Source organism: Arthrobacter sp. MSA 4-2 (assembly GCF_016405885.1).
GTDB lineage: Bacteria > Actinomycetota > Actinomycetes > Actinomycetales > Micrococcaceae > Arthrobacter_D.
In genome coordinates this window covers 1-9,435 of sequence record NZ_JAEKGC010000025.1, presented here as the reverse complement: position 1 = coordinate 9,435, position 9,435 = coordinate 1, and the positions used below count along the sequence as shown (strand labels likewise).

The 9,435-nt window shown below is 66.5% G+C and carries 7 protein-coding genes and 1 pseudogene; 7 read left to right on the top strand and 1 reads right to left on the bottom strand.

Features of this window, described 5'->3' with window-relative positions:
- The 7 genes and pseudogenes from I6N91_RS16860 to I6N91_RS16830 form a co-directional block, all read left to right on the top strand.
- A pseudogene (locus I6N91_RS16860) lies at nt 1-261 on the top strand (diacylglycerol kinase); the annotation flags it as partial.
- A 318-nt stretch (nt 262-579) separates the two neighbouring features.
- Complete coding sequence (locus tag I6N91_RS16855) at nt 580-2,052, top strand: DUF4118 domain-containing protein (RefSeq protein ID WP_233091998.1); 1,473 nt, start codon at nt 580-582, stop codon at nt 2,050-2,052.
- Nucleotides 2,049-2,723 carry a response regulator gene (locus I6N91_RS16850; protein ID WP_198814467.1) on the top strand — a complete coding sequence of 225 codons (675 nt, stop codon included), beginning with the start codon at nt 2,049-2,051 and terminating at the stop codon, nt 2,721-2,723. Before I6N91_RS16855 ends, I6N91_RS16850 begins: the two co-directional genes overlap by 4 nt.
- 272 nt (nt 2,724-2,995) lie before the next feature.
- Nucleotides 2,996-4,804: an amino acid transporter gene (locus I6N91_RS16845; RefSeq protein ID WP_198814471.1), complete on the top strand. Its 1,809-nt coding sequence runs from the start codon at nt 2,996-2,998 to the stop codon at nt 4,802-4,804.
- A gap of 280 nt (nt 4,805-5,084) precedes the next feature.
- Nucleotides 5,085-5,960, top strand: a complete 876-nt coding sequence (locus I6N91_RS17420) for a GAF domain-containing protein (RefSeq protein WP_198814465.1) — start codon at nt 5,085-5,087, stop codon at nt 5,958-5,960.
- A gap of 201 nt (nt 5,961-6,161) precedes the next feature.
- On the top strand, nt 6,162-6,476 hold the full coding sequence (locus tag I6N91_RS16835) for a hypothetical protein (RefSeq protein ID WP_198814463.1): 315 nt from the start codon (nt 6,162-6,164) through the stop codon (nt 6,474-6,476).
- Between the two features lie 605 nt (nt 6,477-7,081).
- Nucleotides 7,082-7,696: a YdeI family protein gene (locus I6N91_RS16830; RefSeq protein WP_198814461.1), complete on the top strand. Its 615-nt coding sequence runs from the start codon at nt 7,082-7,084 to the stop codon at nt 7,694-7,696.
- 224 nt (nt 7,697-7,920) lie between these two features.
- On the opposite strand, the gene I6N91_RS17305 is transcribed toward I6N91_RS16830, so the two are convergent.
- On the bottom strand, nt 7,921-8,346 hold the full coding sequence (locus I6N91_RS17305) for a hypothetical protein (RefSeq protein WP_233091997.1): 426 nt from the start codon (nt 8,344-8,346) through the stop codon (nt 7,921-7,923).
- Nucleotides 8,347-9,435 lie beyond the last annotated feature (1,089 nt).

Below are 9,435 nucleotides of genomic sequence, written 5' to 3'. Positions count from 1 at the left end.
ACCCTCAGCGAAGCCGATGACCACCCCGCGGACGGGAAGTTCGAGGTCATCATCTTCCCGCACATGGCCAAGTGGCGGATCCTCCTGACTGCCCTGCGCGCCACCACCAAGGGACTGGGCGATCAACCCAGCTACAGCCAGTACCGGTTCTCGACGCTCAAGCCCATGCCGTACCAGCTCGACGGCGAAGTGAAATCCGTCGAAACCAGCACCGACATCACCATCGACAGCATCCCGCGGGCCCTAGCCATCCTCGGCTGACCACCCACAAGGGACCGCCCCGACCGGGGGGGTCCGCTGTGAGCACCTCGCCCAATCCCCCGTACGAGCCCTTCACCATTTTCGGGCGTACGAAGGGCTATCTGCTCACCGAGCAGACGTCGGGGTTGCCTACCTCCATGCCGTAATCTGCCTGACCCCATTGGACCGGGACTGCGTCTCCTACGCGGTCAACGAACAAATCGCGGAAACCCCTCCACCCATGGCCCCCTACAGCGACGCGCCGGAGGAGGAGTGAGGACTCTGCCCTTCGGAGGTTCGGATAGGTCCGAAGTGCAGATGACCTGCGAGGATTACGGGATGGCTCGATTAGCGGCACCGGACCTTGGCCGGGTGCGCACCCTCATCGGATTCGCTTTGGCACTGGCTCTTCCGCCGCTCTTGGAGTGGGGCACGTTCGCCGCGGGCGGGGATTTCCTTGCAGCCGATGTCCTGCTGCAGGTCGCCGGGGTGGTGGCGGTCGCGCTGGTCGGGGGGCTGTGGCCGGCACTGCTGGGCGCGCTGTGGAGCAGCCTGATCCTTAACTACTTCTCGACGGAACCGTTCGGATCCCTGGAGGTCGCCGACGCAGAGAACCTGCTCACCCTCGCGATTTTCGTGGCCGTTGCGGTCTCGGTGTCCCTGGTGGTCGGACTCGCCGCCCGGCGGTCCCGCGAGGCCGCCATCGCCTCTGCCGATGCCGCAACGCTGGGGGAACTGGCCCGGGGCGTACTGGCCGCCGAGGACACCCTGCAGGGCTTCCTCCACCATGTCCGCACCCATTTCGGCATGGCAGGGGCAGCACTGTATGTCCGGGACGAGGGGGACGGCGACGCCCGCACCAACGAGCCCAACAGGTGGAAGGTCCTCGCCGTGGACGGCACGTCCACTGCTACCGACGGCGGGGATCCACCCGCGCGTGGGACAACCGGCGACGGTGATGCTGCGATCCGTGTTCCCGGCGGCCTGAAGCTGGTGCTGTACGGCCGGGCGCTGACGACCCGGGAACAGCGGCTGCTGGTGGCCTTCGGGTCCCAGCTGTCTGCGTTGCGTCAACGCCAGCAGTTACTCGCCAGCGCCGAGGAGAACCGCCGGCTGGCCGAGGGCAATGTGATGCGCACCGCGATCCTGCGGGCGGTCTCCCACGACCTGCGCACGCCACTCGCCGGGATCAAGCTCGCGGTCACCAGCCTCCGGCAGCCGGGCATCGACTTTCCCCCCGAGGAAGAGGACGAACTGCTCGGCACCATCGAGGCGTCATCGGACCGGTTGGCCTCGCTGATCGATAATCTGCTCGACATGTCGCGGCTCAGCGGCGATGCAGCCACTGCGCACCTGGGGCCCGTGCACTGGCCGGACGTCGTGGGGGCCGCCCTGCGGGGGGCGCCGTCGGAAAATGTGCGGATCCTCCTCGAGCCCAACGCTCCCCCGGTGCAGGCGGACTTCGGCATGCTCGAACGGGTCATCGCCAATATCGCCGAAAACGCGCAAAAGCACGCCGGCAACACCGACATCGAGGTGACGTCGGCGGTCTCCGGCACCGTCGGGGGCTTCCCGGCGGGTGAGCTGCGCATCCGCGACCACGGCCGCGGCGTCGGCGCGGACGGGATGGTGCGCATGTTCCAACCCTTCCAACGCCTCGACGACGCCGGCCCCTCCGGCGTGGGACTGGGCCTGGCGGTCGCCCGCGGGTTCACCGAGGTGATGGGCGGGGAACTGGTTGCCGAACCGGCACCGGGTGGCGGGCTGACCATGATCATCCGGCTCCCGCTTTCAACGGGGGTTCGGCTGTGACCACGGTCCTGGTGGTGGAGGACGAACCGCAGCTGCTGCGTGCCCTGCAGATCAACCTGCGCACCCACGGCTACCACCCGGTGACCGCCATTGACGGCGCATCCGCGCTCGCGGCCGCCTCGGAGCACCGCCCGGACCTGGTGCTCCTTGACCTGGGGCTTCCCGACATGGACGGGGTGCAGGTCATCGCCGGGCTGCGCGCGTGGACCCAGGTGCCGATCATCGTGCTTTCCGCACGCCACGGGCCGGAAGACAAGGTCGAGGCACTGGATGCCGGGGCCGATGACTACGTGACGAAACCCTTCGGCCTCGAAGAGCTGCTGGCGCGCCTGCGCGCAGCCGAACGGCGATCCGCCACGACCCCGGGGACACCCGTGGTCACCACCGCCGACTTCCGCCTGGACCTTGCCGGTAGAAAGGCCGAGCGCCGCGGCGAACAGGTACGCCTGACTCCCACGGAATGGCGGATCATCGAGCTGCTGGTGCGGAACCCCGGCCAGCTCGTCACCCAACAGAAGTTACTGCTGGAGGTCTGGGGGCCGGCCTACGCCCGGGAGGTGCAATACCTGCGGGTGTACCTGAACCAGCTGCGGCGCAAGCTCGAACCGGACCCGGCCCGTCCGCGCTACTTCATCACCGAAAGCGGGATGGGATACCGGTTCGAGCCCTGATCGCCGCCGGCCCATCTGTCCGCCTGGCGAATGCGCTTCCCCTGGCGAACGCCCTTCATTCCGAAGCCCCACACGAACAGGTGTTAAGGATCCATTAAGAACCACCGTTGGCCCACCTGGCCGGGCGTAGATTCGAGCCCGTGAGCGCAACCCTAGAGCAAGTCATCCAGTCCCGCCGGGCCCGCCGGCTCGGCCACTGGCTTCTCGACGACGAAAACCAGCGTCGGCCAACGCGCCGTCCCAGGTTCACCGTGCAGCCCTGGTGGAAGGTGATGTGCCTGACCGGCGTCGATTACTTCTCCACCCTCGGGTACCAGCCGGCCATCGCCGCCGCCGCGGCCGGCGCACTCGCACCCGTCGCCACGCTCATCCTCGTGGCCGTCACCCTGTTCGGTGCGCTGCCCGTCTACAAGCGGGTGGCCCGGGAGAGCCCCAATGGCGAGGGCTCCATCGCGATGCTGGAAAAGCTGCTGCCAAAGTGGAAGGGCAAGGTCTTCGTGCTCGCCCTGCTGGGGTTCGCGGCCACCAGCTTCATCATCACCATCACCCTCTCCGCCGCCGACGCCACCGCCCACCTGATCGAAAACCCCTTCGCGCCAGCCTGGCTGCACGGCCAGGAGGTGGCCGTGACCCTGGTGTTCCTGGCACTCCTCGCCGGCGTCTTCCTCCGCGGGTTCCACGAGGCGATCGGCATCGCCGTGGCCCTGGTCGCAGCCTTCCTCGCCCTGAACCTCGTGGTGGTGGTGACCGCCGCTGCCCAGATCACCGCGGACCCCGAACCCATCGGCAACTGGTGGACCACCCTCACCGCCCAGCACAGCAACCCACTCGCGGTAATCGCCGTCGCGCTGCTGGTCTTTCCCCGGCTTGCGCTGGGACTCTCCGGGTTCGAGACCGGCGTCGTGGTCATGCCCCAGATCAAAGGCGCCCCGGGCGACACACCCGACAGGCCCCGGGGGCGGATCATCGGTGCGCAGAAACTGCTCACCTCGGCCGCCGTGATCATGAGCGGCTTCCTGATCGCCTCAAGCTTCGTGACAACCCTGCTCATCCCCGCGGAGGAGTTCGAGGACGGCGGAGAGGCCAGCGGCCGCGCCCTGGCCTACCTCGCCCACGAGTACCTCGGCGAAGGCTTCGGCACGCTCTACGACGCGAGCACCATCGCCATCCTCTGGTTCGCCGGCGCCTCGGCCATGACCGGGCTGCTCAACCTCGTCCCGCGGTATCTGCCCCGCTACGGCATGGCCCCCGCCTGGTCGCGGGCCGTCCGACCCATGGTGATGGTTTTCACCCTCATCGCCGCCGCGGTCACCATCGCCTTCGAGGCCGACGTCGAGGCCCAAAGCGGCGCCTACGCCACCGGAGTACTGGTGCTGATCACCTCCGCATCGGTGGCCGTCACCCTGTCCGCCCGCCGCCGTGCCCAGCACCCGGCCGCGCTCGGCTTCGGAGTCATCTCCCTCATCCTGATCTGGACCACGCTCACCAACATTTGGGAGCGCCCCGACGGCGCCGGGATCGCCGCCCTGTTCATCGTCGGAATCCTCGTTGTGTCCTTCGCCTCCAGGGCGCGACGGGCATTTGAACTGCGGGCCGCCGCGATCACCCTCGATGAGGAGGCGTTGTCCTTCGTCGCAGCGCAGGACTCCGGGCAGATCTCACTGATCGCCCACGAGCCCCAGCGGCTCAACGCCGCCGCCTACCGGCGCAAGTTCCAGCACGCCTGCACCGTCAGCCATCTCAGCTCTTCGGACAAGCCCCTGTTCATCGAGGTCATTGTCGATGATTCATCGGAGTTCGAAACGCACCTGCACGTCCGCGGGGTGACCAGGCACGGGTTCCGAATCCTCCAGGTGCACAGCTCGAACGTTCCCAACACCATCGCCGCGGTAATGCTCCATATCCGGGACATCACGGGACTCATGCCGCATGTGTACTTCCGCTGGACCGAAGGCAACCCCCTGGTGAACCTCTTCAAGTTCCTCATCCTCGGTCAAGGCGAAATCGCACCGGTTACCCGGGAGGTCCTGCGCGAAGCCGAACCCGAGGTGTCCCGCCGGCCATGGGTGCACGTGGGCTGACTCTGATACCCGCATGGTGCAAGCAACAATGCAGCCTGCCCTCCGGATCCTTTAAGCGGGCCCTCCCGCCCATCCAAGGTGACGACGCCCGGCCGGCGCCGGGAATGAGGGGGCCGGTCGCATTGTCCCTCACGCATGGAGCAAACGGGGCACGTGTTCCTGCTTGCGGTGTTTGACCGGTCCGGTGAACGTTGAAGGACCGCTCGTGCCGCACCTGTGGTTTAGGGTGGGGCGGAGTGGCTGTCCCGGTGGTGGGCGGGGTGGAAACGAAAGGATGGGCGTGCTCGGCGGAGTTGTGCAGCAGTGGACCGCTGCCCAGGCGGTGTCCGGGGCCGGGCTGGACGCTGCCGAGGTGTGGCAGTGCTACCGTGGCGTGGGTGGCGCCCTGGATGAGGTCGAGGTCAATGGTTACCTCGCCGGGCTCCTGATGATCTCGACGGTGCAGCGCGACCTGGTGGCCGATGCCATCAATGAAATTCTTGAGTCCCGGGATCTGCCGGTTGACGGGGCGCATTACAGCACCGGCGAGGTGGCCGCCGGATCGGGCTTTGCCGATTACCTCCGCCCGCTCGTCACCACCCCGGACCGATACCGCTTCGACCGCCCGCCGGTCACCGGCGTCCATGTTGCCGGGATCGACGCTCCCGCCGGTTGGGCGGACGGTAATGAGGGCCGGCAGGCCGAGGCCGAACTGCGCCGCTGCCATGCTCTGTACGCGTCCGGGCTGTTGGAGACCGGCCGGGAGGAGCGCTTCGACCGGATCACCGCCTACGCCCGGATGCGTTTCGAGGTCAGTTCCGCCTCGATCTCCCTCATCACCGAAGACCGCCAGATCATCAAATCCGTGACCGGACCGATCGGTCAGGACCTGCCCCGGGAGCTGTCCCTGTGCGCGATCACCATCGAAAAGGACCGCACCCTGATCATTCCCAACGCCGGCACGGATCCGGTCTTCCGGGACCACCCCCTGGTCGCCGGCGGACCCAGGGCCCGGTTCTATGCCGGACACCCGGTCTCCACCGCGGACGGCTGGCGCATCGGGTCCCTGTGCCTGATCGATGACCGGCCACGGACCTTTACGGCGGACGATGAACTCGACCTCAAACGCCTTGCGGCGCAGGTGCAGATCGCCATGTGGCTCGACCCCGGGGCCTGAACCGCTCATCCGCCACCTGCCCACTGCCGGGTGCGCGGCCGGTATCAGGCGGCATGGGTCCCGAGGCGTGCCGGTACGGGAAAAAAGATCTTCGATCACCAAAAAATCAGCGTGCTTAGCTTGCTTTTCGGGGCCACCCGGATAGTGTCGAAGAAGTGCCGGGGTCCGGTGGGACTGTTGAGATCGAAACGGAGAATGACGATGACAAGCGCGCCAGCAGTGACGACCCGCGTGGCCGACGAATCCGCGGACCTGACCCTGCCCGACCTGTGGGACGCGTACCCTGCCGCGGATCCGCGCGCCCGCCGCGCCGTTCGGGAGCGGGAGGCATCCTGGCTGGAGGACGCCCGGCTCATCGAGGACCTCTCCGCCGTGTCGGTGCGCCGGCTGCGCACGCTGGCGAACCGCCTGTACGAACTTCTCGATAACGACTTCCCCCCTGCCGAGACGCTGGAGCGCTATCAGGCAATCACCGAGGAACTGGCCCTGCGCACCGGCGATACCGAAGCCCCCTGACCGGGATGCGCCGCGAGGGTCATCGACCGGCAGAAAGACGCCTACCCAACCACCAGATCCGGCACCCGCGCCGCACACATTCGGCCGGACTGTCCACATCCAGAGAGCAAAAGGGCCTCTGACTAGGGGAAACATGTGGCCGAAGTGTGACTCGAACCGGACTCCACACCTTGAATCTCCGCCGCTCCCCCGAAAGCATCCGCAATCCGGTCTGGTCCGGCACCGGGACGGCCCAGTCCGAGACTCGAGGCGTGGACACTGTCCACACCCCGCTTCTCCCCGCCAGAGGACTTCCGGACAGCCGCACCCCCGCATTGGTTGAGGTCACGACTCGCCGGCGCCGCCCAGAGGCCTCCATTCAGGTCTCAGCACATCCCGGTGGCGGCGGCCGTCGGTCGCGTGGTCTCCGCAGCAGTCATCGCGATCCTGGCCCCTGGGCCACTGAGAGCACGGGTGCTACCGCCACACGGAAGCGGAGAGTACGCTCATGAACCCAATCATCATGACGGCCACGATCCGTGACGGTGTTGGTCCAGGGTTCCGTTGCTCTTCCGGCGGTCCCCAAACGACCGGCCGCGAATGCGGGCAACTCGAATAAGGTGACCATGGCAGACCCGGCGTCCGCTCCCAAAATCCACGCCGAGACCCGTCAGCAGTGGCGCCAGTGGCTCATTGCCCATCATCAGACCGAGGAGTCCGCGTGGCTTGTTTCGTGGAAGAAGGCCACCGGCCGACCGGCGCTCAGCTACGATGACGCCGTCTCCGAGGCTCTGGCTGTCGGATGGGTCGACAGCAAACCTCAGAAGCTCGATGACGAGCGGACACTCCTCTACTTTTCGCCCCGAAAGCCCGGAAGCGCGTGGTCACGCCCGAACAAACTCCGTGTGGAGCAGCTCCGGCGGGAAGGCCTGATGACCGAAGCCGGGGAGCGGGTAATCGCGGAGGCAGTCGAAAGCGGGTCCTGGAATCTTCTTGATCAGGTGGAAGAACTGGTCGTCCCTGATGATCTTGAAGCGGAGTTCCAACGATATGCACCGGCCCGCAGCAACTGGGACAGGTTTCCGCGGTCCACCCGCCGTGGAATCCTGGAATGGATTGTTCAGGCGAAACGTCCGGAAACACGCAGAACACGGATCATGGAAACGGCGCGCCTCGCCGCCCTGAACGAACGGGCCAATCAGTGGCATCCACCTCAAAGTAACGACGGGCCGGCCCCGTAGCTCTCGAGACGCAACAGCCGGACACCGAACAAACGGCCGGTTCGGCGTGCTTGACTCCTGACTAGAACCGTTCGAGGTGTTTCCTCCTACCTCGGGGCAGATCAAAACAGCCTTCTGGCTCGGTTCGATTGTTTTTATCGCCTTTTGGTGCACGTTTGTCGTCATCGTTTCCGACCGCGGTATGCCGATCCCTGTGCGGGATGGGCCCTAGGAGGGCTGGTGGGTCAGGGTGTGGTTCTTGTCCAGGTCTCTTGATGCGTGGAGCGTTGCCAGTGCTGGCGTGGACCGTCCTCCTCGCGTGCAACATCTGTGAGCCAGATAGTCGTGTCGGGATTCCATCCCGCGATGACCGTCGAGGTACCTGTGTCGATTTGCAACGAACGATTGGCACTGCTGAGGTAGGCCCGGACTGTCAGGTGCACCGCATCCCACCGCTTGGCGATCTTCTCCCAGTCCGGGATCACCCACCTGCCGTCGCGCCCGGTACAACGGAACCAGTCGTGACGCCGGGATGCGGTGACCTCCAACGGGTGCTCACGGCACAATGCCACCCAATCGTCTCCAGTACGAACCTCGTAGGTGCGGCCGGCACCGCGCACGGGGATCACCGTGGCGTGCTCCCAGTCGAAGGAGTCCTCGATGAGGTTCAATCCCAGCGGTATCCTTCCGACCGACTGGATGGTCCCTCGCGGAAAGGACCACCACGTCCCCGAGTAGTTGGCGTGAGGATCCTGTCGCCTTTCCTGCCCGGCGCGGATCTCCTCGGCGCGTGTGGCGCGGGCCCAGGTGGAGAGGACTCGTGGTTCCCGGGGCAGCGGTGCCGGATCATCTGCTGACCCCCAGTCGATGGTCCACTGCTCGATCTGGCGGTCCTGCGACCACCACTGCGCGAGGGCACGGAGGTGATGTGCCGGGCGATCGGGGCAAGGGCAGCTCCCACCTCGGGGAGCGCTGCCAGGAAATCCTCTCCGTCCGGTTCCTGCCAGGGCCGGGACGTGTCGACCGCTTGGGCCAGAGCACGGTCGATGACGTCCGCTCCCACCCGCGCCACATCGATCGAGGCCAGCGCCGTGATGAAGTCCGTCAGGGACGGTCTCGGCGGCGGGTCGCTGACGTCCCCGGAGGTGAAAGTCAGCAGCACCCGGGAGACCCCCTTGCCCGGGTCCAGGTCATAGGCGAGCCGGGACACGGCGGACCTGATCTCCGGACTCAACTCCATTGCCAACTCCAGGCACACGCGTCGCCCACGAGGCCCTACCAACAGCACATCAGCTTCCGAGACCATCTGCCCACCCTACGTGCGGGGACATCAGCGAAGCAGGAAGAACGCAGGAATCACCACGATCTCCTACAAGCTCCGATTCACCAAGGGATCCTGACCGGTCTTGGCGCATGCGCTCGACCCTCGCGTCCCGCACGCAGCTCGTCACTCGACAGACAACTGCATCCGCTCAAACATGGTACGGGTCATGCTGATCGCGTCCGCGCGGCCGCCGCGCGCCCCTCAGACTGCGCCCGACGCGGCCTGAGCAGCTTCCAGGGGCACAACACTTTTCAGGTTCCTTCAGTGTCTGCCCGGAACGTGCATCACGACAGTTTCCCCGCCCGGGACTCATGCTGGACGGGACGCTGTCTGCGCTCCACGGCGCTGCGGACGGCTCACGGCTCCTGCGACGTGGGGTTGGTCACATGCCCTTGACTGTGTTGTTGGCACAGGGTCTTCAATGACGACATCAACA